The following is a 26,640-nucleotide window of genomic DNA, read 5'->3' on the forward strand; positions in this document are numbered from 1 at the left end:
AGCATTTACCGTGAATTCGTTTAGACAATTTTTTCTATAAAAGAGCTTTTTAGCAAAGAATGCAGCAATTTTCATCAGCCATTTTCGCAAAGCCTTCTGTAACCTATAATAGTCCCTTCTCACAGAGACTGGTATAGCGGCCATCACCGATAACTACATGATCCAGCACGGGAATGCCCATCAGCTTGCCCGCTTTAATAAACAGTTTCGTAATACCGATATCTTCAGAACTGGGTTCCGGATCACCGGATGGATGGTTATGAATTAAAATGAGGCTCGCCGCATTGGCCTGCATAGCTTGACGAAACACGGTACGCTGCTCTGCCAAACTACCGGTTAAACCGCCGATTGAGATGGTTTCCACATCAATTAATTTATTTTTACAAGTTAAAAAGGCGGCACAGAAATGCTCTTCTTTTTCATAACGCAAGCGCTCCATAATATAGGATGCCACCGCTTTAGGGCTACTGAAATCTTCAAAATGCTCCTTCACTCGCAGCTGACCGAGACGACGCCCCAATTCAATGGCCGCACAAACGGTAACCGCCTTATCGCGACCGATGCCCTTAATCTTTTGTAAAGCACCTACGGTCGTATCATTCAGTCCATACGCGCCATGACTTACTGTATCAAGGACTTCTTTGGCCAAATCCAATACGGATGACCCCTGTCGTCCCGTTCTGAGTAAAATCGCCAATAACTCAACCGTGCTTACGCCGGCGGCTCCCAAAGTTAAAAATTTTTCACGTGGTTTCTGCCATGGCTGCCATTCTCTGACAACGCCTGTATATGTCTTAATCATATGTCCCCCTAAATCACTAACCCAACTCACTAACCTAAATTACCAAGCTAATTCACTAACCTAATTCACGCTGTTAGTCCGGCGCCCCCATGCGCCGTAAATATCGCGCTACCACTTCCACCGGAAGGCCAACCACATTCGTATAAGAACCTTCAATGCGCTCTACTAAATAAGCCCCCTGCCCCTGTATGCCATAAGCACCGGCTTTATCGAGTGGTTCACCGGTAGCCACATACGCTTTTATTTCCGCATCACTAAGCGAGTAAAAAAGAACCTTTGTTACGACGTGAAACACCTCTTGCTTAATTAACTCCTTGTCTCCATCGTAATAACAAAGCGCCACCCCGGTCACCACTTCGTGTGTATCACCAGACAATTCACGGAGCATCTGAACGGCCTCTTTTTCATTAGCCGGTTTGCCCAACACATGGCCCTTATGAGCCACAATCGTATCGGAACCAATAACCACATAAGTTTTATCGACCCCGGTCTCCGGAACCAACGCCGCCAAGGCCTTCCCCAAAGCCTGCGCTTCCACCAATTCATAGGGACTCTCAAACTCCTCATTATGCTCTTCATAGGTGCTCGTCACAACTTCAAATTCAATGTGTAATTGTTCCAATAAATCACGGCGCCGCGGCGACGCCGATGCCAAATATATTTTCATCAGTTATGTTTACCCCCGAATATGCCGTAAACTACAACGCGCAGTACCTCGAAAGGTACTGCGCGAGCATATCATCATTAGATTTTACAATCGTCAATCAGACTATTATATTACCAGTTTTTCATCACAAGACTTGCAGTAATACGTTTAGTATCACGAGCAATCATGATTTCTTCGTTAGTAGGAACTACGAAGATTTTAACTTTGGAACCTTCTACGCTGATTTCAGTTTCTTTACCGCGTACGTTGTTGCGTTCACGATCAAGACGAGTTCCGAGGTATTCAAGACCGTTACAAATAGCGTCACGGTTACCAATACCGTTTTCACCGATACCGGCTGTGAATACGATTACGTCTACGCCGCCCATAACAGCTGCATAAGCACCGATTGTGGAGCGAACTTTGTAGTGGAACATATCAAGTGCCAACTGAGCACGTTTGTTGCCTTCTTCAGCCGCTTCTTCGATTACGCGGAAGTCGTTGGACACACCGGAAATACCGAATACACCGGATTTCTTGTTCATGATGGCGTCGATTTCATGGTATGTCATATCCCATTTATCCATCAAGAAAGGAACGATAGCAGGGTCGATATCGCCGCAACGAGTACCCATAATCAAACCGGACAATGGCGTGAAGCCCATGGAAGTATCGATGGAACGACCGGCTTTAATAGCAGCCACACTGGAACCGTTACCAAGGTGACAAGAAATGATGCGCAAATCACTCATGTGTTTGCCCATTAATTCAGCTACGCGCTGAGCCACGTATTTATGGCTGGTGCCGTGGAAGCCGTAACGACGAACACCGAGTTCAGTGTATGCTTCGTATGGCAAACCGTAAAGGAATGCTTCAGCAGGCATAGTCTGATGGAAAGCCGTATCAAATACAGCTACCTGAGGTACTTTTGGCATGATAGCTTCGCAAGCTTCGATACCTTGGATGTTTGGTGGGTTATGAAGCGGTGCAATTTTAGCACATTCTTCTAAAGCTTCCATAACGGCCGGTGTAATCAACACGGAGTCAGCAAACTTTTCAGCACCATGAACCACACGATGACCAACTGCATCAATTTCATCCATGGAAGAAATTACGCCGAATTCTGCATCAATCAAGATGTCGAGCAAAATTTTAAGCGCTTGTTTGTGGTCCAAAATTGGTTCTACGCGTTCCAACTTTTCAGCATCCGGACGTTTGTGAGTGAAGATAGCATCTTCCGCACCGATTTTTTCAAATTGTCCTTTAGCTAATACCGCTTCATTGTCCATGTCAATGAGTTGGTATTTTAAAGAAGAACTACCACAGTTTACTACTAAAACATTCATTACTTATCCCTCTTTCTTAGTAATTTGAATTTTTCCTACCACAAGGTCAGAAATCTGAGCTCCCATTGTGCTGTCAACAGGATACTGATAGGTTATATTCCACAATACACCTTTATCGGCAAATGTGTATTGAAAGAAACGAATTTGGATTTTGTTAGCTACCAGTGTAGCTGACGAGATAAAGGCTTGAACACCGTCTACCGTTTTCATCTCATCCGACCATGTCAAATTGTTGCCGAAGCTTTTTTCATAAAAAGCTTTAGATTCAGCACCATAAGCCGCTGCTGTCGGCAAAGGTTGACCCGCTTTCGGGGAGATGGCTTCAATGGAAACCAGGAAGTTTTTATCGGCCCCTAAATACGTCGTTACAGGATACCCCAACGCATTTTTGGTCGTATTAGGCTGAACACCTATATCGTAAGGCAAGGCAACGGTAATTTCCGAGTTGCCGCTCTTAATTACTTTATGACCGAAACTATAAGAATCCAATGCATTATCACTGCCACAGCCGCTAATCGCAAGCATCAGCAAAGCCATGCAAAAAACAGTGAACCATTTCTTCATAATATCCCTCGATTCAAAACGTCTGTACAAGTAAAGCGTACGTTTAAATTATACCATTCTTTGCAATTACTTGCACGCCTCTTTTTAGACATATTCACTATTATTTTTATTCATATGTATATTTACTGTAATTTTATTGTAAAAATTAAGTTTTTTCAAAAAAATTGCCTCTCTACAACTGAAAATACGCCCTCTCATTCTGTGCTATAATGAAATAAATAACACGTAAATTTTCAAAGGAGTAACATTATGAATTGTATCGGAATCATTGCCGAATATAACCCCTTTCACAAAGGGCACGAACATCAACTGAAAGAATTGGCAAAACGCTATCCCGATGCACTGCGTCTTGTTGTTATGAGCGGTTCCTTCGTGCAACGCGGCGAACCGGCTCTTTTTGATAAATTCACCAGGGCCCGTTGGGCTCTATTAAACGGCGCTCACGCTGTCATCGAACTTCCTACGGTGTACGCTACGGCCAACGCCGAACGGTTTGCCGCCGGCGGGGTCAGATTATTGCACCGATTAGGAGCTCGCGCCCTCGCTTTCGGCACCGAAACGGAAGATGCCTCTTTATTACAAAAAATCGCCCGCCTTAGCCTGAGCAGTACCGTACAAACGGCCTGCCGTGAAGCGCTGAAAAAGGGTGAATTTTACGGTACCGCTTTACGCCAAGCTATTATTACTGAATGTCCGGATGCGGCGGCTATCGTCAATCAACCAAACGCCTTGCTTGGTCTCGAATATACCAAAGCCATTCATCAATATGGCTTAGCGATGAATATCATCCCCATTTTGCGGGAAGGTGAACATCATAGTGACAAACTCGCAAGTAACTGGCCATCCGGCACAGCCTTGCGCCGCCAAATCAGAAATCTCGACGCGCTCACCGATTTTCCTTCAACGGATAACGTATCCCCCTATATTTCAGCTAATTTACAAGGCGAATATAAAGAGTCTGTCGAATCGGGCGCTTATTCTAATTTAGCCAGATACTATGACCTCGTGCTCTATGAAAGCCGAAAACAAGGGGCCGCTCAATTAGAGGCATTAGCCGATTTTAAAGAAGGTCTCCACCAAATTTGGACTTCGGTCAGTCAAAAAGCATCTTGGCCGGAAGCGCGTGAGCAATTAAAATCGAAGCGTTATTCCTATGCCCGCCTTGATCGCATGGCTTCTTATACGGTCCTTGGCATTACTAGGGAATTACAAAATGAAGCTCACACAGAAGGGCCGCAATATGCACGCCTCCTTGGTTTTACCGATGAAGCCAGACCTTGGCTGCAACGTAAAGAGTTTACGGTGCCCCTCATCCAGAAGTGGGCTCCTTTTATAAATACGGCCTCCGGCCTCACCGCTGAATTAGCTGCACTGGACCAACGAGCTACAGATATTCAAAAGCTGTGCCTAACCAATCCAATCAAACGACAAGGCGGCGAAGATTTCTACTTTACGCCTTGGTATATAAAAAAATAAGTGTTTCATAGTTCTATATTGCTGCTATGACGTTAAGAAATATACATACCAAAAGGACATTGCCAAAATAAGGCAATGTCCTTTTATTTGCCATCAACCGAAGCTTCCTGCTATTATCATATTTTCAATCTTACGAAATAGTAACGCTATCTTCCCCGTCCTGCTCTTTAACATTTACGCGCACGGTTTCCATATGAGATGTAGGAATATTTTTCCCCACATAATCGGCGCGAATCGGCAATTCGCGGTGTCCTCGGTCAACGAGTACGGCTAATTGAATAGCCCGCGGTCTGCCCACTTCCATTAAGGCATTAAGGGCGGAACGAATGGTTCGCCCCGTATAGAGAACATCATCTACCAAAATAACCAGTTTCCCCGTCGTATCTAACGTGAACGGCGGCCCTTCTTTGCCCTTGGTCGTTCTGTCATCACGGTACATAGCCACGTTGATAGTTGCCACATCAATATGCACGCCTTCGATAGCTTCAATCTGAGCTTGTAAACGCTCCGCTAAATAAATGCCGCGCCGTTCAATGCCTAAAATGAGTGCATGTTCCAGGCCTTTATTACGTTCTAAAATTTCATGGCTAATGCGGCGAATGGCCCGCATCATAGCCTGTTCATCCATTAGAATTCGTTTTTCCTGCATAGCTGACTCCTTATACATTATGAGTTTTAGCATAGTCTAAGCAAGCTAAAAAGTCCTCCGGTAACGGCGCTTCAAAATACATATCCTGTCCCGAAATAGGGTGTTTCAAGGCTAAACTGAAGGAATGTAAGGCTTGCCCTTCAATAGGAAAATCCATCTTACGATAGCCGTAGAACGGATCGTTGACCACCGGATGGCCGATATGAGCAAAATGAACACGAATCTGATGTGTCCGGCCTGTTTCCAGTACACATTGAACCAAGGTATGTTTGCCGAATCGTTCTACAACCGTGAAATGTGTAATCGCTTCCTTACTGTTTTCAAACACAACGGCCATTTTCATTCTGTCTTTCGGATGACGTCCGATAGGCGCCTTAATCGTGCCTCGTTCTTCCACAATATTGCCGTGTACCAATGCATAATAGGTACGCGTTGCCGAATGGGCTTTTACCTGTTCAGCCAAACCGATGTGAGCCAAATCATTCTTCGCTGCCATCATGACGCCCGATGTATCTTTATCGAGTCGATGAACGATGCCCGGACGAATTTCACCATTAATTCCCGATAAATCCTTACAATGGAATAATAAAGCATTTACCAGTGTGCCCGTATAATTACCTACCGCCGGATGCACTACCATACCACGCGGTTTATTGATGATAATAATATCGTGATCTTCATAGAGGATGTCGAGAGGAATATCTTCCGGTTTTACTTCAACCGCTTGCGGCTTCGGCACGGCCACAAAAATCTTTGAACCGGCCGTAAGCTTTAAATTACTTTTGGCCGCTTTTTGATTAACCGTGACAGCCCCGCTTTTAATCAATTGTTGTACATAACTGCGAGACCCTTCCATAATCGATGTTAAATATACATCTAGTCGTTCCCCTTCTTTATCGTCCGGAACGGTTAAGGTAATCGTCTTATCAATTCCTGCATTACCGTCCACTGCTTCCATCGTATCCAAAGATTCATCCATATATTGCAAAGATTCATCCATAGTATGTAAAGTATCTGATTTCATTACTTACCTCCTTCATGCGGTGTTCGCCAAACATGAATTGCCAATAGCACCACACCGACACAAATCCCGATATCGGCTACATTAAAAATGGGCCATATACGAAAATCAAAGAAGTCCACTACGGCGCCCAAGTGATATCGGTCCCAGCCATTGCCCAGAGCACCGCTAACCAATAAGGCGGTCCCCAGTTTTGTAAAAACATCGCCGTTTAAAATATATCGGCGAAAATACCATAACGCACCGAGTAAGACAACGACTATAGCCAAGAAAAAAAGTCGCTGATTCGCCAATATGCCAAAGGCTGCGCCTTTATTTAAAATATATGTCAAATGAAAGACATTAGGTATGACCGGTAGGGATTCCCCCAGCAAGAACGATGCCTGCACCCATTGCTTTGTCAATTGATCTAATACGAACCATGCAATACCAATTATAATATACACTCTATCCATCCTTTATCAGTTTATAGTCTAGCCAGTTTATTCTAAAATGCCTGTATTCCATATCATTAGGGCATTTCCTTTACTATGTATTATGACATAAAACGCTCGGTTTGGTCTACTCTATATAAAAAAGGGCAAGAAAAAAAGCCCTCTATCTAGAGGGCTTTGAGCATCCAAGATTATTCAGCTGGATGAATAGTGCCTACAGGGCATACGGATTCGCAAGAACCGCAGTCGATGCAAGTTTCATTGATTTCGTATTTGAGTTCGCCTTCGCTGATAGCGCCTACTGGGCATACAGAAGCACAAGAACCACATTTAATACATTCGTCACCGATCAATCTCATAGTTGGACACCTCCACATAATATACCGGATAATTTCTGAATTATCATTTCTTTAAGGAACTTACCTTAACTTTATATTCTCATTATGGCACGATTTTTCCTTCTTGTCAAACTTATGGAGAATGATTTCTTATTATTTTTACGCAAGTTAAATTGACTTATTTACATAGTAGGAATGCCACTTTACGGGTTATTGATAGACATTTTCAATATACATTTTTAAGTTTTTGTCCAACCATAGGCCCACAGTGCATTCTCATTTAAGATGTGAACCATGCTCAATTTCAAATGACTAGCATTATCAATTACTTTTTGCGTTTACTGTGATCTTTAGGGAATTTAATTTTAGGATTCGGCAACCCTAATTCTTGTGAAGCATCACGAATTTGTTCATTCAGCTCTTCCACAATGGTACGCAATCTTTGTTTACGTTTAAATCGACCATCTACTGTAATTTTACTATTATAAAAAACAGCCGCCCCTATGAGCATTAATGCTAAGCCACCTAAAAACATCGGTTCATAAATACTTGGATGTTCCACCAAATATACCATGACGGTACCGGCAGCAATTAAAATAAAACCAATGAGGGAGATAGCCAGCGGAGGCCGATCCTCCAATTGAATTAGCTTACGCCATTCCTCTAAACGGGCGGCTCGTTCATCAATCAGTTCCTTACGTCTTTTGGTTAATTCTTCATGATTCATCTTAGCGACTGCCCTCCTCTTCCGTATGTGCTGTATCAGTCGACTCTTCAGACGCGCCTGATAGTTTCTTAAAATATTCTTCTACCGACTCATCATGCATTACAGCATCACGTCTTGCATAAGAATATAACATGACATCGGCTTGCGGTGCACAGATTCTATTCGGCACAAAGCGATCGAATGCCTCAAAAAAAGCCGGATCGGCTTTTAACAATACACGACCATTTTTAATCTTCTTACCGTTAACAATGGAATATATTAACGCCCAAATAGGACGATTATCTACCGTTGAACATTTCCGATATTTATAACGCAAACGGAATTTGCTGATGAATTCGGTCTTATGAGCATACACCCCATCGATCATATTGTACGGAATTTCCATCTTTTTAGTGTAAAACAGGATTTTCTCGACAATAACCAATTTATCTCCAGTTAATAGATATGTATATTGTGCAACAGCGGACTTTAAAATGACAAATAAAGCCACCACTTCAACAAATAATTCATCTAAGATAATAATGCCCTTGGCAATACTTCTGGATATGGTCCAGCCCATAGCAATCAATAATAAAATACAGAAGAAGGCTATAACAAAAGCAGCCGTTATACTACGTTTTGATTCAGCCTTTCCAAAAATCTTCATAATCATAAACTCCCATAAAAATACCGTTCAATAAAATAAAAAATGTTGAAGCAGCACGTAAAGCGCACCGCCTCAACATTAATTATAAAGTATTTTTTAGTATTATCTCAACTAAAGTTACTTTCTGACCGGTAATTATTTACCAGGGAAGAAAGGCCATACCATTGGAATGATCAAGATACTTACGATGAAGCATACAACGATCAATGGAACACCGGCTTTAACATAGTCCATGAATTTGTATTGACCAGGGCCAAGTACCAATGTGTTTGGAGGCGTACCAACAGGTGTACCAAAAGCACAAGATGCAGCAACGCCGATAGCCATTAATACGGCATGAGGGTCAGCACCCATACCTTTTGCAATTGCGATGCCGATAGGAGCAAGCAATGCACAAGATGCGGTATTGGACATGAACTGAGTCATAACGCAAGATAATAAGAACAATACTGCTGTTGCGAAGTAAGGGCTAGGATCGGAACCCATAACGCCAAGTACTGAGTCAGCGATTAATTGACCGGCACCGGATTTATCCATAGCACCTGCTACAGGCATCATACCTGCGAACAAGAAGATGGTTACCCAGTCAATCGAAGTGTAAGCTTGTTTTTCTTCCAAGCAACCGGTAAGTACACAAGCTAAAGCGCCCATAACGGCTACCAAGCTCAATGGTAAGTTAATACCAATGGATTTCAATGGATCGCCTAAGATCATCAATACGATAACTGTTAAAAGAATTAAACCGGAGTATAATTGTTTCTTAGGATCGTTAGAAATATCTTCAGCAGCTACTTCTTGTTCAACATCACCAACATCGGTAATCTGATGTTTAGGTAAGAAGTATTTACCGATGAACATCATGAAAGCGATAGTGGCAACAGTCAAAGGAATACCAATCCAAGCAAATTCAAAGAAACCGAATGGTTCAATACCGGCTTTGGATAAGGCACCGTTAACGATAATGTTTGGAGGTGTACCAACCATTGTGATAATACCACCGATACCGGCAGCGAATGCTAATGGCATTAACTGACGGCTGGCAGGAATTTTAGCAACCGCACAGATACCAACTACTACCGGTAATAAAGCAGCAGCTGTACCGGTGTTAGACAAGAATGCGGACATGACGGCTGTAACAGCCATGATTGCGAACATCAAGCCGTTTTCACTGGTACCGGCTTTGGATACTACGGTTTCCCCAATTTTCTGGGCTAAACCGGTGTAGAATAAAGCACCGCCTACAACGAACATACCGGCGAATAATACTACTGTACTATCGGATAAGCCGGAAAAAGCTTCTTTACTACTAATGATACCCATCAATGCTAAAGCAATGGCACCACCCAAGGAGGTAATAGCAAGTGGGATAATTTCAGTTACAAAGAAAACCGCCATAACAGCGAGTACGATCAACGTTTGTACTGCAGCATCCATGTAAAGTCATCTCCTTTTAATACATCAATATTCACTAAACGTATTAATAGGACCCTTATTTCAGGAAGTGAACTTCGATTATTCAATTATATCTTTTCAACTATCCGATTACATATAATCAGAATATCCTACCTCATACTAAGGACTATAAATGATACAGACCAAAGACAACCGCCCCGATGGCAACAGCCATGCCTGTTGTTATAAAAATGCCCTCCTTAGTATTGGGATAGCCAAAAAATAAGAGTTCACTAATAACACCCCGTCGATTAAAGAAGGAATACTTTTTACGACGTTGGAACCATTGAGCTTTACGCTCAGGTCCGATAATTAAGGCTACAACTAAAAAGACAATAAGTGCCCACGCGAAAGAAATTAAAATTTTCAATTCTATGGAGAACAAGTCTAAATCACCTCTACATTAAATTATAAATGCAATACGATTTATCGATACTAATCTGTAATATCCCCAAAGAATACTTCGAGCAGAACCTATTGTCAAAGTATCTCTTCACATTACTGTAAATCGACAAGTAAAAAGCTAACCTTGGGGGGGAGAATCCCTCCAAGCCAGCATTTCAATATTTAATTACTTAGCACCCAACATGGCAAGCATAGTACCGGCTGCAACTGCAGTACCGATAACGCCGGCTACGTTAGGACCCATAGCATGCATCAACAAGAAGTTGGCAGGGTTTGCTTTAGCACCTACTACCTGAGATACACGAGCTGCCATTGGAACCGCGGATACACCGGCGGAACCAATGAGTGGGTTTGTTTTACCGCCATCCAACATGTACATGATTTTACCGAACAATACGCCACCGGCTGTACCGAAGATGAACGCAACTAAACCTAAGATGATAATCTTAATGGTTTCAATTGTTAAGAAGTGTTCAGCATTCATAGTAAGACCGGTACCTGTTGCCAAGAAGATGGTAACGGTATTGATCAAAGCGTTTTGAGAAGTATCGGATAAACGTTCAGTTACACCGGATTCACGGAACAAGTTACCTAACATCAACATACCTAACAAGGAAGTGATGGATGGTAATAACAAGGAAATGAAGATAGTGGAAAGGATTGGGAATGCAATTCTTTCAAAACGAGAAACTTCACGAAGCTGTTCCATAACAACTTCACGTTCCTTCTGCGTTGTTAACAACTTCATTACCGGTGGTTGGATTAATGGTACTAAGGACATATAAGAATAGGCCGCTACGGCGATAGCACCGAGTAATTCTGGTGCCAATTTAGTAGCCAAGTAAATGGATGTAGGACCATCAGCACCACCAATAATACCAATTGCAGCTGCCTGTGGTGCAGTGAAACCAATCACCATAGCACCGGCTAACGCAACGAAAACACCGATTTGAGCTGCTGCCCCTAAGAACAATGTTTTAGGGTTAGCAATTAAAGGACCGAAGTCAGTCATCGCACCTACACCTAAGAAGATAAGTGGAGGGAAGATTTCATTAGCAACCCCGGCGCTGATAAGGGCCATAACCCCTTCTTCAAAACCATTGCGAGGAATGTTGGCGAGTATACAACCAAATGCGATTGGCGAGAGCAATAATGGTTCAAATTCTTTAGCAAATGCCATGTATAATAATAGTAAACCTACTAAAATCATAACAGCATTACCCCAGTTGAAGTTGACGAACCCACTGTCTGTCCAAACTGAAGAGACCGCTACGATAAATGCATCCATGTGTGATCTCCTTTCTCAGAGAACTTAATTACTGATATAATCAACAATTCACTACAAATATTTTATTAGCCTAAAACTACCATGTCTTCGCCGGTAGCTACAGTCTGGTTAGCGGATACGCGAACTTCAGATACAGTAGCGTCCTGTGGAGCGTAGATTTCGTTCTGCATTTTCATAGCTTCAAGAACTAATAAAAGGTCGCCTTTTTTAACTGCTTGGCCAGCTGAAACGGCAACAGATAAAATTTTACCAGGCATTGGAGCTTTAACTGTAGTTGCACCAGCTGCTACAGGAGCTGCTGCTTTAGGAGCTGGAGCTGCTGCAGGTGCTGGAGCCGGAGCTGCTTTAGGTGCAGGAGCTGCTGCTGGAGCTGGAGCTGCGCCGCCAGCTTTTACTTCATTAACTTCAACATCATATACAGTACCATTTACAGTTACGCTAAATTTTTTCATTTTGTTATCCTCCAAACATATAAACTTCAATGCTAATTGCTAATTCTTCATCACAATATTACAATTAACGACTCATGCGCAAACGTCCGTCCAATTTCCAATTATAAATATTTACACTTGGACGAATACTGGCAATCTGATTAACCGAGTAACCCATAGCACTAATAGCGCTGGCAATTACTGCAACTACTTCATCATTGACTTTGTTGCTACCGGTTTTAGATTCCGTCTTGCTCATGTTTACACCTCCTAGATTACGTTTGACTAGTATCTACCACTTAGTCTGCCATCTAGTGTCCAGTTACGGCTGGTTGTAGCCGGACGAATTGATGCAATTTGATCTGACGAGTAACCCATAGCCACGATGGCTCCCGTAATAGCGGCTACTACAGGTTCATCATTAGCTACCACTGGCGCTGCTGCAGTCACAGGAGCAGCTGCTGGCGCTACGCTTTTGGCCGGTTCACTAGGCTTTTTTTTTGTAGGGTCAAGTTTATGAGTAATGACCATGATTGCACCTAATACAGCCAACACGGCAAATACGACAGTCATATTGATTGCCATAAATAGCCACGGGTTCATAGCACTTTCGTTTCCTCCCATAATAAATTCCTCTTTCTATCTAACAATAAAGAATAAGAATTTTGATACTCCAAATCAAAACTAAGTTTTACATTCTAAAAATTACAATGGAATGTTACCATGTTTTTTAGCTGCGCGAGATTCGCTCTTACTTGCAAGCATAGCGAGTGCATTAATAATTGCAGGACGAGTAACCTTAGGTTCGATTACAGCGTCAACGAAACCGCGTTCAGCTGCTTTGTATGGTGTAGCAAATTCTTCAACATATTTGGCAGTTTTTTCATCTTTGTCTGCATCTTTACGGAAGATGATATTAGCTGCACCTGCAGGACCCATAACTGCGATTTCAGATGTAGGCCATGCATATACTTGATCGGCACCGAGGTCTTGAGAACACATAGCGAGATAAGAACCACCGTATGCTTTTCGAGTAATAACTGTAATCTTAGGTACTGTAGCTTCGGAATAAGCGTATAACATTTTCGCACCATGACGAATGATACCGCCCCATTCTTGGTTAGTACCAGGCAAGAAACCAGGAACGTCTACGAAGTTAACGATTGGAATATTGAATGCATCACAGAAGCGGATAAAGCGAGAAGATTTATCGGATGCATTAATATCGAGACAACCTGCCATTACTTTTGGCTGGTTAGCAATAATACCTACGCTTTGGCCGTTGAAACGAGCGAAGCATGTAATAATATTAGTTGCATAGAAAGGTTGAACTTCATAGTATTCACCATTATCTACAACAGCAGAGATTACGTCTAACATATTATAAGGCATATTGCTGTTGTCTGGCAATAATGTGTTAAGTTCTTCAGAAATACGGTTTGGATCATCGCCGGTATCAACGAGCGGTACATCTTCCATATTGTTGCTTGGTAAGAAGCTTAACAAGTAACGAATCTGTTGGATGCAATCATCTTCGTCTTCAGCAGCAAAGTGAGCAACACCGGATACACTGTTGTGTGCCATAGCACCACCAAGTGCTTCTGCCGTTACATCTTCAGCCGTTACCGATTTAATTACAGCCGGGCCGGTGATGAACATTTGGGAAGTGTTCTTAACCATGTAGATGAAGTCAGTCAATGCAGGAGAATAAACTGCACCGCCTGCGCATGGTCCCATGATTACGGAAATCTGAGGGATAACACCGGATGCGTTGGTATTTTCGAAGAAGATTTTACCATAGCCTGCCAATGCGTCAACAGCTTCCTGAATACGAGCTCCGCCGGAATCGTTAATACCGATAATAGGAGCGCCCATTTTCATGGCTAAACGTTGTACTTTAACGATTTTAGCAGCATGCATTTCACCTAAGGAGCCACCTTCTACTGTGAAGTCTTGAGCGAAAGCATACACTAAACGACCGTCGATAGTACCCCAACCGGTTACTACACCTTCACCAGGTAATTCTTTTTTGTCTTGACCGAAGTTTACACAACGATGTTTAACAAATTGATCCAATTCAACGAAGCTACCTTCGTCAAATAACTTAGCGATACGTTCGCGGGCAGTCATTTTGCCTTTGTTGTGCTGGGATTCAATACGTTTTTCCCCGCCGCCAAGTTTCACAACTTCTAACTTTTTGTGTAACAACTCAATCTTTTCTTGGACTGTTGCCATCACTACACCTCCATAGAGTTTTATATAAATAAATTATATATCTTATATTACTTCATTCTCTGGCAAAGTTCAAGAAGAACGCCACCAGTTGCTTTTGGATGAATGAAAGCAATAGCAGATCCGCCTGCACCGTAGCGAGGTTTTTCGTCGATCATGCGAACGCCTTTTTCCATTAAATCAGCGATTGCAGCTTCGATGTTGTCTACACGTAAAGCAACGTGTTGGATACCGTTACGGCCACCATTTTTTTCGATAAATTTGCCAATAGGGCCATCAGGAGTAGTGGATTCCAAGAATTCCAATTCAGCGTCGCCACATGGGAAGAAGCTTACTTTTACTTTTTGTTCTTCTACTACTTCATCTTCAGGAAGATGTTCAATACCTAATGTGTTTTTGTAGAATTCTTTAGTTGCTGCTAAATCACTAACACCAATACCGATGTGATCTACGTTTAATACTTTAAATGCCATGGTTAAAATCTCCTTTGCATTTGATAGGCCTTAGAAGGCTGGTATCATTAAATTTTTAAAACATCTGCCAAGACTTTGTTGACCACTGTATATGGGTCATTTTGACGCTGGTTAACAGCGTCAACTTGGCTATTAAAGTCGTCACTCGCTACCACTACATCGGCAACACGACGTCCGATTTGTTCATTAATCATCGCGATAATTTCATTTCTTGTTCTATCCTGACGGCGAACAGTTAATTCGTCGCTGTCTTCCAAGAATTCAAAATGTTCATCCAACGCTTCGACTAATTCATCAACACCTTCGTCTTTGCTCGCAATGGTACGTTTAATAGGAGGACGCCATTTAACCTCACGGGAGTCTAAGTCGAGCATCATTTCAATTTCAACGTTCAGTTTATCACAGCCATCGCGGTCAGCTTTGTTAATGGCGAATACATCGCCGATTTCCAAAATACCGGCCTTAATAGCTTGGATATCATCACCGAGACCCGGTACAAGTACAACCAAAACGCTATCGGCATTTTTGACGATATCGACTTCTGATTGACCAACACCTACGGTTTCAATAATAACAAGATCCATACCGAACGCATCCATCAGCTTAACTGCATCAGATGATTTCTTAGATAATCCGCCTAAGCTGCCACGAGTACCCATACTGCGAATGAATACATTTTCGTTTAACGTCAAATCATTCATTCGAATACGGTCACCCAAGATGGCACCACCGGAGAACGGACTGGTCGGATCCACCGCAACGATACCGATTTTTTTACCTTGCTGTAAGTATTGTTTAACAATTTTATCAGTCAAGGTACTCTTACCGGCGCCGGGAGCCCCGGTAACACCTAAAATACGAGCATGACCCGTTTTAGGATAAATCGCTTTCATAATGTCGATTGCTTCATCATATTCACTTTCGACTGCAGTGATGGCTCTCGCCAAGGCCAGTCGGGAACCGTTTAATAGTTCTTTGACTAAATCCATTGGTTGCACCGCCTTCTTATATAGTGACAGGCCCAGACTTGTAAAAATCCGAGCCTGTTACTAAAAAACATCTTATTTTACGTTAGCTTTGATAAATTCGATTACGTCGCCTGTAGGAGTGCCAGGAGTAAATACTGCTGCAACGCCTGCTTCTTTAAGACCAGGGATATCAGCATCAGGAATTACGCCGCCGCCTACTACAAGAACGTCGCCCATACCTTTTTCTTTTAACATTTCAACGATTTTAGGGAATAATGTGTTGTGAGCACCGGAAAGAAGGCTCAATGCAACAACATTAACATCTTCCTGTTCAGCTGCTGCAACAATTTGTTCCGGCGTCTGACGAAGACCAGTATAAATTACTTCAAAACCAGCATCGCGAAGTGCGCGAGCTACAACTTTAGCACCACGGTCATGACCGTCAAGACCTGGTTTTGCTACTAATACACGAATACGTTTTTCTGCCATGATAGATTACCTCCGAACTAATCGTTACGCTAATTATACTTGAGAATTATAACGTGGAGTGAGCTTGGTATTCGCCGAATACTTCACGTAATACGTTACAAATTTCGCCTAATGTTGCATAAGTACGAACTGCATCAAGAATTAATGGCATAAGGTTAACATTTTCATCTTTTGCCCCTTCTTTAAGTGCTGTCAATGCTTTTTCAACTGCAGCGTTGTCGCGTTCTGCACGAACTTGCTGAGTTTTCTTAGCCTGGTTAACACCTACGGAAGCGTCTACGCGAAGAAGACCTTCAACAGGTTTTTCTTCAACCTGGAATTTGTTAACGCCTACGATAGTGCGGAGACCGGATTCAACTTCCATCTGCCATTTGTAAGCGGATTCCTGAATTTCTTTCTGGATGTAACCTTTTTCAATAGCAACTACAGCGCCGCCCATTTCGTCGATTTTCTTAATGTATTCAGCAGCTTCATCATAAATTGCATTAGTCATAGCTTCTACATAGTAGGAACCGCCCAATGGGTCAATTACGTCAGCTAAGCCGGATTCATAAGCAACGATCTGTTGAGTACGAAGAGCAACCTGTACGGAAGCTTCTGTAGGAAGAGCCAAAGCTTCGTCACGGGAGTTAGTATGTAAGGACTGAGTACCACCCATTACAGCAGCGGCAGTCTGTAAAGCTACACGAACGATGTTGTTATCAACTTGTTGTGCAGTCAACATGGAACCGGCAGTCTGAGTATGTACACGAAGCATCATGGATTTAGCTTTTTTAGCGCCAAAACGTTCTTTCATGATGTGAGCCCATAAACGACGGGACGCACGGAATTTAGCAACTTCTTCAAGTACGTTGTTATGAGCATTCCAGAAGAAGGATAAACGACCAGCGAAAGCATCAACGTCTAAGCCGGCTTTCAAAGCAGCTTCTACGTAAGCAATACCGTCAGCGATTGTGAATGCGATTTCCTGTGCAGCAGTGGAACCGGCTTCACGAATATGGTAACCGGAAATGGAGATTGTGTTCCATTTTGGTACATTCTGAGAGCAATATTCGAAAATATTGGTAATCAAGCGCATGGATGGTTTTGGTGGGAAAATGTAAGTACCACGAGCGGCATATTCTTTAAGAATATCGTTCTGGATAGTACCCATCAAAGCGGATGCAGGTACGCCCTGTTTTTCAGCTACTGCAATGTACATAGCAAGAAGAACGGATGCAGGAGCATTGATTGTCATGGAAGTGGAAACTTTACCGAGGTCAATGCCGTCGAACAAGATTTCCATATCTTTCAAGGAGTCAATTGCTACCCCTACTTTACCAACTTCGCCTTCAGCCATAGCGTCATCGGAGTCATAACCGATCTGAGTTGGCAAGTCAAATGCACAGCTAAGGCCGGTAGCACCGGATTCGATAAGGTAACGATAACGTTTGTTAGATTCTTCAGCAGTTGCGAAACCGGCATACATACGCATTGTCCAGAAACGGCCACGGTACATTGTAGGTTGTACACCACGAGTGTAAGGATATTCACCAGGGAATCCTAAATCTCTTTCGTAGTCGAAACCTTCGATGTCAAGTGGAGTGTATAAACGATTGTACTTCAAGTTTTTACGTTCTGGGAATTTAGCAATCTTTTCTGCAACTTCTGCCTCGTATTTGGCGAGATTAGCTTTTAGAGCTTCGTTAGCCATAATTTTCATCATCCTCCTAAATATACCTTTACTTCTTCATGCTTCCAGTTTCTTGGAAACGTTTATGCCAAGAAAGAGCTTCGTCGAGCAAAATCGGTGTATGGGCGTGTTTTGTCGCTACAATGGCTCTTTCGAGGTAATCTTCTAACATTGGTTTGTAATCCGGATGTGCACAGTTTTTAATGATTAAGCGAGCACGTTCTTCAGGTGACAAACCACGGCAGTCAGCCACACCTTGTTCAGTACAGAATACCATTACATCGTGTTCTGTATGGTCAATGTGCGAGCACATTGGAACAACGGAGCTGATAGCACCATCTTTCGCTACCGAATTAGTACAGAAGATGGAGATATATGCGTTACGAGCGAAGTCGCCGGAACCGCCGATACCGTTCATCATCTTGCTACCCATGATATGAGTGGAGTTTACATTACCAAAAATATCAAATTCAATAGCTGTATTCATAGCAATAACGCCGAGGCGTCGAGCTAATTCAGGACTATTGGAAAGTTCTTGCGGACGAAGAATAATTTTCTTCGAGTACAAATCAACGTTGTCATAGAAACGTTTTAAGCCGTCCGGAGATGGCGATAATGCCGTACCGGAACATACTTCAACTTTACCGGCATCAATAAGGTCAAACATGCCATCTTGAATTACTTCGGTAAAGATTGAAAGGTTAGTGAACGGACCTTGTGCCAAACCACTGATAACAGCATTTGCTACCGAACCTACACCGGATTGTAACGGCAATAAATTCTTAGGTAAACGGCCATGTTTAATTTCATTCTGGAAGAATTCGATTAAATGTTGGCTCATTGCTTTAGCATCATCATCAATAGCTGCCAAAGGACGAGTTTTATCGGTAATATCGCAAGGTACGATAGCTACGATTTTTTCAGGATCACATGGGATATAAGGAGTACCCACACGGTTACCAGGGCCTGTAATAGGCAATGGTTGACGATATGGAGGATCCAATGGTTCGTAGATATCATGCATACCTACTAAACTCATAGGTTGCGATACATTGACTTCAACAATAACTTTCTTAGCTTTATGAATGTAGGTAGGTGTGTTACCAACCGATGTGGAAGGAATAATACCACCGTCTTCACGGATGCATACAGCTTCTACGATGGCTACATCGCAGTCGCCGAAGAAACCATAGCGAACATTCTGAGCTACATGGCTGAGATGCATATCATTATAACGTACTTTCGCAGCGTTCAATGCTTTACGCATATCACCATTTGTCTGGTAAGGGAAACGACGGGCAATCCCATTAACTCGAACTAAAGCACCGTCAGCTTCATCACCAACTGAAGCGCCTGTCCACAAGTCAATTTGAAATGGATCGCTTTCCATTCGTTTAGCTAAGGCCAAAGGAACTGCTTTCGGATAACCGGATGGGGTAAAACCACTAATACCCACATGGTCGCCCGGGTTGATCAACAAAGCTGCTTCTTCAGCTGTAACGATTTTAGCTTGAAGAGCACTGCCTTGTACGCGATCGAGGATGTTAATCATCACTACCATCTCCTTTAAAAAGTTTGAATGACATTAAATTGTACTTCCGCATTCCAACACTAATACATATTCGACAAAAGTTTAAAATATCCTCTTTTTTTGTGAATATTTTTTTATTTTTATTCACAGTTTACCGTATCGAAAATCTTCTCTTTCATCGACATAATTAGATGTTGTTTAAAGAATTATACTTTAAACTATAGCTAAGTTTAGAAGAATTATTTTCCTTTGTCAACCAATATGCATAAATGATATTTCATATACAAAAAAGTATAGGTATGATGAATTAATCTCATCATACCTATACTTTTTCAGGTTTATTGTTAACCAAATATCTAAAATTATCGGTTATCAATAAATTAGATTATCAATTTTTTTAATCATTTACATCAGAATATTTCAATCCAATATATCAATGTTTGTCTATTAATTACAGCGACTTTAGTAAGTACACGAATTAACTTGCTAATCGAATATATTAATTTTTTATATCTGTTGTCAGTTCATTCTCAAGTGGTTTGTTCCCCCGTTTTTTATAAGTATATAAAACGGATGAAGCCCAACCTAAGAGTTGCCAAAAAATTACCGATACCTGATGACTAAACAAATCATGGTCAAACAAGCCGCTAACCGTTATGCCTACTACAACGGCACCGATACCATACTTCACGATGTTACTTATAGTTGCTTTCGGCAAACGCAAAGCATACACAGCATGGCCATATATTGCGACAAAATAGAAGAGTGCGCCGGGAATTCCTATTTCTGCCAACATATTTAAAAACATGTTATGGGCATGATAAATTATCACATCAGGGGCCTGAATGTAGTAATTATAATGTGGATATTCAAACCAGAAGGCATCCCAACCGATCCCCAGAATCGGATAATCCGCAATCATATAGGTTGTACTGTCCCATAAAGCCCAGCGCAACACAGCGGATGTATCGTTACCGTCGAACAGGGACCAAAGCCTTGATGCCACTTCCCCATGGTAGCCAAAAAGAACAATAGGGATTATTAATAACGATAAAAGCAAGCGCCGATCGATAGTCAGCCCCCAATACACCACAACACAGGCAAAGCTAAGCCATATGCCCCGCGAATAGGTTAGGGTCATACAAATCAGGAAAAACAATGCCATCAGCACCATCCAGGCCAATAAGCGCCAACGCTTTTCTTTAAGGCCTTGAAAAATTCCCGTTCCTACCATGGACAATACAATTAATAAATATTCACCGAATAAATTCGGATTTTGCAATGTAGCAAACATGCGCCGCTTCAAGAGCGGAAAATGCGCCGCATCCACCCACTGTTTTAATAATTCCATGGACGTCGTCATATATTGATAGACGCCAACCAAACAAACAATGAAGGCCGACCACATGAAAATACGCAAGAAAACACGCCACTGCTCGGGCTCGCGCAAATAGCGATAGGTGAGGAAATAAATACCGCCGTACATGCCTACATTATAAAGCCAGCTGGCCGTTGTCCACATCGGCCGAGCTGATCCGAGGGCTGATAATAAACTCCACCCCATAAAGCCCAACACGCACCACTGAAGCCACGATGCGGGTTTTGACAATGGTCTGTAACGCAAGGTATCCCAAACGCTGAGCAAAAGAGCAATAATGACCAGTGCATCCCCGAGCCACGGATGTAAAGGCATAACCAACACCACGGCATACAGGAGTCGTGTAATATAATGTTGCAACGGACGGCCCCCGTCAATAGATACTGCACCTGTCATTACTTCATCCTTTACTGAGCTTTTAACCACTCTTCTGCTTCACCTAAAATATACAAGGAACCGGCTACTACAATAATATCGCCGGCCTGGGTAGCGGCCATGGCTTTTTGCATGCCTTCACTGACAGTTTGAGCCGTCTGAGCTACACCCGGCACAAATTCAGCCAATTCTTCCGGTGTGGATGTGCGCGGCGTCGGAGCCGGCACCGTAATTACAGTATCGTAAGGGTTTACCAAATCCTCTACAACTGTTTTGACTTCTTTATCTTTTAAGACGGACAACACTACCGTTTTCTGTCTGTCTTTAAATACTTCTTCATACGTTAAGCGGAATGCTTCGGCACCGCCCGCATTATGGGCACCATCAAAAATAAAGGTACGGTCTAGTTTTTTGATGATTTCAAAACGGCCGGCCCAATGAGCCCGAGCCAAGCCTTCGCGCAACGTTTCCTCGCTGATTACTTCATCACGTTCCATTAAAACGCGAACGGCACGAAAGGCACAGGCCATATTAACAGCTTGATGAACGCCTACCATTTTGGTAAACAGCATATCTTTATGACCACTCTTATCTTCCAAGGTAATCATCTGACCATCTTCAGTGACAGTGCGACTGCTGATTGAAAAATCTTCGTTAAACACATACGCTTTAGAATTCAATTCTTTGGCTTTATCCTTAATAACAGCCAAGGCTTCCCCTTGAGCCGCCGTCACTACGGGAATTCCCGGTTTAATAATGCCCGCTTTATGGGTAGCAATTTCACGGAGGGTGTTACCGCAATACGCCTGATGGTCCATGGATACATTGGTGATTACGGATACTTCGGGGAAAATCACATTCGTTGAATCCAATAAACCGCCGAGGCCTACTTCGATGACTGCATAGTTAACCTGCTGTTCCATGAAGAACAAGAAAGCAGCTGCCGTCAATACTTCAAACTGAGTCGGTGATTCCGATCCTTTCGCTTCAATTTTAGCTACAGCGTCTTTTACTTTTGCAATCAATTCACCAAACGCTTCTTCGGTAATATTGCGACCATTTACCGCAATGCGTTCCGTATAACTGATTAAATGGGGTGATGTGAAACGACCGGAACGGTGTCCGCTGGTGGTGAGTACCGAATCGATATACACCGTAACGGAACCTTTACCGTTGGTCCCCGTCACATGGACGGTTTTGTAGGCCCGTTCAGGATGCCCCAATTCGTCCAATAACGCATGAATGCGTTCCAAACCGGGTTTGATGCCAAAGGATGCACAACTGTCTAAATAGGCCACTGCCTCTGCGTACGTCATGATTACCTCCTATAAGGTTTTAAGAAATTCTTCACGTTCAATAACAGCTTGTTGTTTTTGCTGATATTCAGCCAATTTGGCTTGTTCTTTTGCAACTACATCTGCCGGAGCCTTGGCCACGAAGCCCGGATTACCTAATTTACCTTCTAAACGAGCAATTTCCTTCTTAAGTGTTTCTTTTTCTTTTGTCAAACGTTCCCGTTCTTTGGTTACGTCGATTAAGTCTTTGAGTAAGAGATATACTTCAAGACCGTTAACTACCGTTACGGTAGCATTTTCAGGTTTCGCATCATCGGCACCCAAAATAGTTACCGATTCAGCCCAGCCCAAAGTCTTAAAGTAATCTTGATGTTCGCTTACCATGGTGCGGAGCGATTCATCAGTGACAGCTAAAATAACAGCGCTGCGTTTACCCATCGGTACATTCATTTCGGCGCGCATGTTACGAATCCCTTTAATGGCATCCATCATGATGTTCATTTGCGCAGCAGCGGTGCTCTGATCAGCGAACGGTAAAGCCGTTGGCCATGGAGCCACTACGATGCTTCCCCCTTCATGAGGGAGATGTTGCCAGATGTGTTCTGTAACAAATGGCATAAACGGATGCAACAATTCGAGCATATGACGCAAAATAGTTACCAATAAGTATTGAACTACCGCACGGTCACGACCGCCTTCTTTATTATAAAGACGCGGCTTAGCCAATTCGATAAACCAATCGCAATAGCTGTTCCAAATAAAGTCATAAACACCGGCAGCTGCTTCACCTAACTCAAATTTATCGAGATTATTGGTGATGGTGGCCACAGCATTATTGTAGGTATCAATAATCCAGCGATCTGCCAACGTAAAGTCTTCTTCACTAGGAACAAACTCAGGATCGTAATTATCTAAGTTCATTATAACAAATTTTGCGGCATTCCAAATCTTATTTGCAAAATTTCGATTAGCTTCTACGCGTTCCATGTAAAAACGCATATCATTCCCCGGTGTATTGCCGGTTACCAACGTAAAGCGAAGTGCATCGGCGCCGTATTCGTTGATTACATCAAGCGGATTAATACCGTTGCCTAAAGATTTACTCATTTTACGACCTTGGCTGTCGCGTACGAGACCATGAATGAATACATGTTTAAACGGAATTTCTTTTTCAAATTCAAGACCCATGAAAATCATGCGGGCTACCCAGAAGAAAATAATGTCATAACCGGTTACCATTACACTAGTCGGATACCAATGAGCCAATTCCTTGGTCTGTTCCGGCCAGCCCATAGTCGCAAACGGCCATAAAGCGGAGCTGAACCAAGTATCCAGTACGTCTTCTTCCTGATGAACATGACCGCCACATTTAGGACATTCCGTAACGTCATCTTTGGATACAATCACTTCACCGCAATCATCGCAATACCAAGCAGGAATGCGGTGACCCCACCATAACTGACGAGAAATACACCAGTCACGGATGTTTTCTAACCAATTAGTGTACGTTTTGGTGAAACGTTCCGGTACGAATTCGATGTCTTTATCTTTAACAACTTTTAAAGCAGGTTCGGCAAGGGGTGCCATTTTTACAAACCACTGTTTCGATACGAGCGGTTCTACGATGGTATTACAACGGGAGCAATGACCTACACTGTGTTCATGGTCTTCGATTTTGGCAAGGAGGCCCTGTTCTTTAAGTTCGGCTACTACTTGTTTACGAGCGGCTTCACGGGTCATGTCTTCAAAATGACCGGCTTCGCTGTTCATCGTCGCATCAAGATTCATAACTACGATAGATTCGAGGTTATGACGTTGACCCATTTCAAAGTCGTTAGGGTCATGAGCCGGTGTAATTTTTACACAGCCCGTACCAAAGCCTGGATCTACATAATCATCGGCAATTACCGGAATTTCACGATTTACGAATGGCAATAACAATGTTTTACCGATAATATCTTTATAACGATCATCTTCAGGGTTAACGGCTACGGCCACGTCACCGAACATAGTTTCCGGACGGGTTGTAGCAACCGTTACGAAGCGACCTTCTTCACCGACTACAGGATATTTGATGAACCATAAATGGCCTGCTTCATCACTGTGCTCAACTTCAATGTCACTAAGAACGGTATGACAACTAGGACACCAGTTGGCAATGCGTTCACCGCGATAAATAAGACCTTTTTCATATAAGCTTACGAATACTTCGCGAACAGCTTTGTAGTAGCCTTCGTCCAAGGTAAAGCGTTCACGGGTCCAGTCACAGGAAGCGCCTAAGCTGCGAATCTGTTTAACAATAGTGCTGCCATATTCTTCTTTCCATTGCCAAACACGTTTAACGAACTCTTCACGGCCAAGATCATAACGAGACTTGCCTTCTGTTTCTTTGAGGTTCTGTTCTACTTTTACCTGCGTAGCAATACCGGCATGGTCGGTACCCGGCATCCAAAGCACATTGTAGCCCTGCATACGTTTGAAGCGAATCAGAATATCCTGCAAGGTATTGTCGAGCGCATGCCCCATATGAAGTTGCCCCGTTACATTAGGCGGTGGCAATACGATACTGAACGGCTTTTTACTTTCATCTACTTCTTCGTGGAAGTATCCCTGTTTTTCCCAAAATTCATACCAATTCTGCTCAATTTCCCCCGGATTATAGGTTGTTAAATTCTTGAACTCACTCATCTCAAGTTCCTCCTCTATGATATAAAAAAAGCCCTCTCGTCCATTAGGACGAAAGGGCTTAACTTCCGCGGTACCACCTAGATTATTGCCGTTGCAATCACTCATTACCTCTAACGGGGTTAACCGGACAAAACTACACACAATCCAAAGATTGCTTCATCAAGTCAGCTCAAAGGCTACCCTCTTCCTTTCACGTACGTTGCTCGCACCTTACCAACGCTCTCTGCCACGCTATGAGAAGATTTTTCCTTATCTCAGCTTTGTTATACAAATATCAATTAATACGGCTGTAATCATACGGTAATCAGGCCCTACCTGATATACGAGAATTTAAACAACTGTATCTATACTCATAATATCTAAAAATGTCCAACCTGTCAATTTTTACTTACCGTTTCATCACCTTGGCTACCATCCAAAGACTTAGTTCATAAAGAATAATCATCGGCATGGCAATCATAGTCTGCGAAAACATATCCGGTGTCGGCGATATGAAGCCCCCTATAACAAAGGACAGGAAGATAAAGATTTTTCGTTTGGAGCGCAAAAAATCCGACGTAATCAGATTCAGTTTGGCCAAAATAATCATAACAATGGGCAATTCGAATATGAATCCGAAAGGTAGCACAAATGCTATGACAAAATCTAAGTATTGCCCGATAGAAAATAGGGGCTGCAATTCATCGGTGGCAAAACCAATGAAAAATTTAATGGCCACCGGTAATACCAAAGCATAAGAAAACACGATGCCAATAGCAAACAGCATAATCGCAAACGGTAAGAACCAATTGGTTAACTTTTTCTCTTGTTGTGTTAGTGCCGGAATAACAAAGACCCATATTTCATAGAGCCACACCGGTGAGGCTGCAATAACGCCGGCCACAAAAGCTACTTTCATATAGGTAAAAAAAGCTTCCGTCGGGCGCATATAGTACAACTTACCGGCCGGCGCCACAATCATGGCCAATATATCATCTACATAATAATAGGCGACACAAAAGCCCACCAAAATAGCGAGGACCGAAATAATTATCCGCTTACGCAGTTCACCCAGGTGACCTACTAAGGACATGGCTTTATTTTCAGCCATAATCTGCTCTTCCAGCGGTGTATACTGCGACTCAGTCGCAGCAAGATCAACAGTCGCTACATCACCGGATACAGCCTTCAACTCCTCAGCCGATGTTTCGTCATTTACTTCACCGCGGCGAATTCGTTCGGCTGCCTTTAGGCGTTCTTTTTGCGCCAAAACACTATTCAAGGAAGGCTTTCGTTTCGGGTCATTAAAATCACGTACCTGAAACGATTCCATAT

At 42.7% G+C, this 26,640-nt stretch carries 27 protein-coding genes and 1 other annotated feature; of the genes, 1 reads left to right on the top strand and 26 read right to left on the bottom strand.

What is annotated here, in order from left to right; translation table 11 throughout:
- Positions 1–103 precede the first annotated feature (103 nt).
- From radC to CCC71_RS09475, 4 genes are all read right to left on the bottom strand, one after another.
- On the bottom strand, positions 104–802 hold the full coding sequence (radC, locus tag CCC71_RS09460) for a RadC family protein (protein ID WP_127058765.1): 699 nt from the start codon (positions 800–802) through the stop codon (positions 104–106).
- A 73-nt stretch (positions 803–875) separates the two neighbouring features.
- A complete protein-coding gene (locus tag CCC71_RS09465) occupies positions 876–1,472 on the bottom strand; it encodes a Maf family protein (RefSeq protein ID WP_156704644.1) in 597 nt (198 codons plus the stop codon).
- Positions 1,473–1,579: 107 nt separating this feature from the next.
- Positions 1,580–2,794 (bottom strand): acetate/propionate family kinase, encoded by a 1,215-nt coding sequence (locus CCC71_RS09470; RefSeq protein ID WP_127058763.1) that lies wholly within the window; start codon positions 2,792–2,794, stop codon positions 1,580–1,582.
- A 3-nt stretch (positions 2,795–2,797) separates the two neighbouring features.
- Positions 2,798–3,358 carry a hypothetical protein gene (locus tag CCC71_RS09475; protein ID WP_021841687.1) on the bottom strand — a complete coding sequence of 187 codons (561 nt, stop codon included), beginning with the start codon at positions 3,356–3,358 and terminating at the stop codon, positions 2,798–2,800.
- A 249-nt stretch (positions 3,359–3,607) separates the two neighbouring features.
- Here CCC71_RS09475 and CCC71_RS09480 point away from each other — a divergent pair, with 249 nt between their 5' ends.
- On the top strand, positions 3,608–4,834 hold the full coding sequence (locus CCC71_RS09480) for a tRNA(Met) cytidine acetate ligase (RefSeq protein WP_296333527.1): 1,227 nt from the start codon (positions 3,608–3,610) through the stop codon (positions 4,832–4,834).
- Between the two features lie 130 nt (positions 4,835–4,964).
- Here CCC71_RS09480 and pyrR read toward each other — a convergent pair whose 3' ends face one another.
- The 22 genes from pyrR to tatC all read right to left on the bottom strand — a co-directional run bounded on the left by pyrR (position 4,965) and on the right by tatC (position 26,638).
- Positions 4,965–5,483, bottom strand: coding sequence for a bifunctional pyr operon transcriptional regulator/uracil phosphoribosyltransferase PyrR (pyrR, locus tag CCC71_RS09485; RefSeq protein ID WP_021841689.1), 519 nt, complete (start codon positions 5,481–5,483; stop codon positions 4,965–4,967).
- A 10-nt stretch (positions 5,484–5,493) separates the two neighbouring features.
- Positions 5,494–6,441 carry an RluA family pseudouridine synthase gene (locus tag CCC71_RS09490; protein ID WP_156704671.1) on the bottom strand — a complete coding sequence of 316 codons (948 nt, stop codon included), beginning with the start codon at positions 6,439–6,441 and terminating at the stop codon, positions 5,494–5,496.
- A 65-nt stretch (positions 6,442–6,506) separates the two neighbouring features.
- Positions 6,507–6,950, bottom strand: a complete 444-nt coding sequence (gene lspA, locus CCC71_RS09495) for a signal peptidase II (protein ID WP_021841691.1) — start codon at positions 6,948–6,950, stop codon at positions 6,507–6,509.
- A 179-nt stretch (positions 6,951–7,129) separates the two neighbouring features.
- Positions 7,130–7,297: a DUF362 domain-containing protein gene (locus CCC71_RS09500; RefSeq protein ID WP_021841692.1), complete on the bottom strand. Its 168-nt coding sequence runs from the start codon at positions 7,295–7,297 to the stop codon at positions 7,130–7,132.
- Positions 7,298–7,601: 304 nt separating this feature from the next.
- The gene (locus CCC71_RS09505) at positions 7,602–8,003 is read right to left on the bottom strand and encodes a hypothetical protein (RefSeq protein ID WP_021841693.1); all 402 of its coding nucleotides are present in this window, start codon (positions 8,001–8,003) and stop codon (positions 7,602–7,604) included.
- A gap of 1 nt (position 8,004) precedes the next feature.
- A complete protein-coding gene (locus CCC71_RS09510; protein WP_021841694.1) occupies positions 8,005–8,649 on the bottom strand; it encodes a hypothetical protein in 645 nt (214 codons plus the stop codon).
- 135 nt (positions 8,650–8,784) lie between these two features.
- The gene (locus CCC71_RS09515; RefSeq protein WP_296333528.1) at positions 8,785–10,083 is read right to left on the bottom strand and encodes an SLC13 family permease; all 1,299 of its coding nucleotides are present in this window, start codon (positions 10,081–10,083) and stop codon (positions 8,785–8,787) included.
- 145 nt (positions 10,084–10,228) lie between these two features.
- The gene (locus CCC71_RS09520) at positions 10,229–10,471 is read right to left on the bottom strand and encodes a hypothetical protein (protein ID WP_295224243.1); all 243 of its coding nucleotides are present in this window, start codon (positions 10,469–10,471) and stop codon (positions 10,229–10,231) included.
- 201 nt (positions 10,472–10,672) lie between these two features.
- Positions 10,673–11,794 (bottom strand): methylmalonyl-CoA decarboxylase subunit beta, encoded by a 1,122-nt coding sequence (gene mmdB / locus CCC71_RS09525; protein ID WP_021841697.1) that lies wholly within the window; start codon positions 11,792–11,794, stop codon positions 10,673–10,675.
- 65 nt (positions 11,795–11,859) lie between these two features.
- On the bottom strand, positions 11,860–12,246 hold the full coding sequence (mmdC, locus tag CCC71_RS09530) for a methylmalonyl-CoA decarboxylase subunit gamma (protein ID WP_021841698.1): 387 nt from the start codon (positions 12,244–12,246) through the stop codon (positions 11,860–11,862).
- 64 nt (positions 12,247–12,310) lie between these two features.
- Positions 12,311–12,484 carry a methylmalonyl-CoA decarboxylase subunit epsilon gene (gene mmdE, locus CCC71_RS09535; RefSeq protein WP_021841699.1) on the bottom strand — a complete coding sequence of 58 codons (174 nt, stop codon included), beginning with the start codon at positions 12,482–12,484 and terminating at the stop codon, positions 12,311–12,313.
- 26 nt (positions 12,485–12,510) lie between these two features.
- Positions 12,511–12,849, bottom strand: coding sequence for a methylmalonyl-CoA decarboxylase subunit delta (gene mmdD, locus CCC71_RS09540; RefSeq protein WP_021841700.1), 339 nt, complete (start codon positions 12,847–12,849; stop codon positions 12,511–12,513).
- Positions 12,850–12,930: 81 nt separating this feature from the next.
- The gene (gene mmdA, locus CCC71_RS09545; protein ID WP_021841701.1) at positions 12,931–14,460 is read right to left on the bottom strand and encodes a methylmalonyl-CoA decarboxylase subunit alpha; all 1,530 of its coding nucleotides are present in this window, start codon (positions 14,458–14,460) and stop codon (positions 12,931–12,933) included.
- A 47-nt stretch (positions 14,461–14,507) separates the two neighbouring features.
- The gene (gene mce, locus CCC71_RS09550; RefSeq protein ID WP_021841702.1) at positions 14,508–14,930 is read right to left on the bottom strand and encodes a methylmalonyl-CoA epimerase; all 423 of its coding nucleotides are present in this window, start codon (positions 14,928–14,930) and stop codon (positions 14,508–14,510) included.
- Between the two features lie 47 nt (positions 14,931–14,977).
- Positions 14,978–15,919: a methylmalonyl Co-A mutase-associated GTPase MeaB gene (gene meaB / locus CCC71_RS09555; RefSeq protein WP_296333529.1), complete on the bottom strand. Its 942-nt coding sequence runs from the start codon at positions 15,917–15,919 to the stop codon at positions 14,978–14,980.
- Between the two features lie 72 nt (positions 15,920–15,991).
- Positions 15,992–16,387 (bottom strand): cobalamin B12-binding domain-containing protein, encoded by a 396-nt coding sequence (locus CCC71_RS09560; protein WP_021841704.1) that lies wholly within the window; start codon positions 16,385–16,387, stop codon positions 15,992–15,994.
- Between the two features lie 46 nt (positions 16,388–16,433).
- Complete coding sequence (locus CCC71_RS09565) at positions 16,434–18,080, bottom strand: acyl-CoA mutase large subunit family protein (RefSeq protein ID WP_021841705.1); 1,647 nt, start codon at positions 18,078–18,080, stop codon at positions 16,434–16,436.
- Positions 18,081–18,108: 28 nt separating this feature from the next.
- Positions 18,109–19,611 (bottom strand): acetyl-CoA hydrolase/transferase family protein, encoded by a 1,503-nt coding sequence (locus tag CCC71_RS09570; protein WP_021841706.1) that lies wholly within the window; start codon positions 19,609–19,611, stop codon positions 18,109–18,111.
- Positions 19,612–20,089: 478 nt separating this feature from the next.
- On the bottom strand, positions 20,090–21,364 hold the full coding sequence (locus CCC71_RS09575) for an O-antigen ligase family protein (protein WP_021841707.1): 1,275 nt from the start codon (positions 21,362–21,364) through the stop codon (positions 20,090–20,092).
- Between the two features lie 11 nt (positions 21,365–21,375).
- Complete coding sequence (locus tag CCC71_RS09580) at positions 21,376–22,659, bottom strand: bifunctional folylpolyglutamate synthase/dihydrofolate synthase (protein WP_021841708.1); 1,284 nt, start codon at positions 22,657–22,659, stop codon at positions 21,376–21,378.
- Between the two features lie 9 nt (positions 22,660–22,668).
- Positions 22,669–25,326: a valine--tRNA ligase gene (locus CCC71_RS09585; protein WP_021841709.1), complete on the bottom strand. Its 2,658-nt coding sequence runs from the start codon at positions 25,324–25,326 to the stop codon at positions 22,669–22,671.
- Positions 25,327–25,367: 41 nt separating this feature from the next.
- Positions 25,368–25,591, bottom strand: a binding site (T-box leader).
- A gap of 123 nt (positions 25,592–25,714) precedes the next feature.
- A complete protein-coding gene (gene tatC, locus CCC71_RS09590) occupies positions 25,715–26,638 on the bottom strand; it encodes a twin-arginine translocase subunit TatC (protein WP_021841710.1) in 924 nt (307 codons plus the stop codon).
- Positions 26,639–26,640 lie beyond the last annotated feature (2 nt).

Origin of the sequence: Veillonella sp. LMAG:90, assembly GCF_008679445.1 — a bacterium.
Taxonomy (GTDB): Bacteria; Bacillota; Negativicutes; order Veillonellales; family Veillonellaceae; genus Veillonella_A.

Coding starts and splice junctions, on each gene's coding strand:
- radC (WP_127058765.1), bottom strand. CDS start 802: ATGATTAAGACATATACAGGCGTTGTCAGAGAATGGCAGCCATGGCAG.
- CCC71_RS09470 (WP_127058763.1), bottom strand. CDS start 2,794: ATGAATGTTTTAGTAGTAAACTGTGGTAGTTCTTCTTTAAAATACCAA.
- CCC71_RS09475 (WP_021841687.1), bottom strand. CDS start 3,358: ATGAAGAAATGGTTCACTGTTTTTTGCATGGCTTTGCTGATGCTTGCG.
- CCC71_RS09480 (WP_296333527.1), top strand. CDS start 3,608: ATGAATTGTATCGGAATCATTGCCGAATATAACCCCTTTCACAAAGGG.
- pyrR (WP_021841689.1), bottom strand. CDS start 5,483: ATGCAGGAAAAACGAATTCTAATGGATGAACAGGCTATGATGCGGGCC.
- CCC71_RS09490 (WP_156704671.1), bottom strand. CDS start 6,441: ATGGAAGCAGTGGACGGTAATGCAGGAATTGATAAGACGATTACCTTA.
- CCC71_RS09500 (WP_021841692.1), bottom strand. CDS start 7,297: ATGAGATTGATCGGTGACGAATGTATTAAATGTGGTTCTTGTGCTTCT.
- CCC71_RS09505 (WP_021841693.1), bottom strand. CDS start 8,003: ATGAATCATGAAGAATTAACCAAAAGACGTAAGGAACTGATTGATGAA.
- CCC71_RS09510 (WP_021841694.1), bottom strand. CDS start 8,649: ATGAAGATTTTTGGAAAGGCTGAATCAAAACGTAGTATAACGGCTGCT.
- CCC71_RS09515 (WP_296333528.1), bottom strand. CDS start 10,083: ATGGATGCTGCAGTACAAACGTTGATCGTACTCGCTGTTATGGCGGTT.
- mmdB (WP_021841697.1), bottom strand. CDS start 11,794: ATGGATGCATTTATCGTAGCGGTCTCTTCAGTTTGGACAGACAGTGGG.
- mmdC (WP_021841698.1), bottom strand. CDS start 12,246: ATGAAAAAATTTAGCGTAACTGTAAATGGTACTGTATATGATGTTGAA.
- mmdE (WP_021841699.1), bottom strand. CDS start 12,484: ATGAGCAAGACGGAATCTAAAACCGGTAGCAACAAAGTCAATGATGAA.
- mmdD (WP_021841700.1), bottom strand. CDS start 12,849: ATGGGAGGAAACGAAAGTGCTATGAACCCGTGGCTATTTATGGCAATC.
- mmdA (WP_021841701.1), bottom strand. CDS start 14,460: ATGGCAACAGTCCAAGAAAAGATTGAGTTGTTACACAAAAAGTTAGAA.
- mce (WP_021841702.1), bottom strand. CDS start 14,930: ATGGCATTTAAAGTATTAAACGTAGATCACATCGGTATTGGTGTTAGT.
- meaB (WP_296333529.1), bottom strand. CDS start 15,919: ATGGATTTAGTCAAAGAACTATTAAACGGTTCCCGACTGGCCTTGGCG.
- CCC71_RS09560 (WP_021841704.1), bottom strand. CDS start 16,387: ATGGCAGAAAAACGTATTCGTGTATTAGTAGCAAAACCAGGTCTTGAC.
- CCC71_RS09565 (WP_021841705.1), bottom strand. CDS start 18,080: ATGGCTAACGAAGCTCTAAAAGCTAATCTCGCCAAATACGAGGCAGAA.
- CCC71_RS09570 (WP_021841706.1), bottom strand. CDS start 19,611: ATGATTAACATCCTCGATCGCGTACAAGGCAGTGCTCTTCAAGCTAAA.
- CCC71_RS09575 (WP_021841707.1), bottom strand. CDS start 21,364: ATGACAGGTGCAGTATCTATTGACGGGGGCCGTCCGTTGCAACATTAT.
- CCC71_RS09580 (WP_021841708.1), bottom strand. CDS start 22,659: ATGACGTACGCAGAGGCAGTGGCCTATTTAGACAGTTGTGCATCCTTT.
- CCC71_RS09585 (WP_021841709.1), bottom strand. CDS start 25,326: ATGAGTGAGTTCAAGAATTTAACAACCTATAATCCGGGGGAAATTGAG.
- tatC (WP_021841710.1), bottom strand. CDS start 26,638: ATGGAATCGTTTCAGGTACGTGATTTTAATGACCCGAAACGAAAGCCT.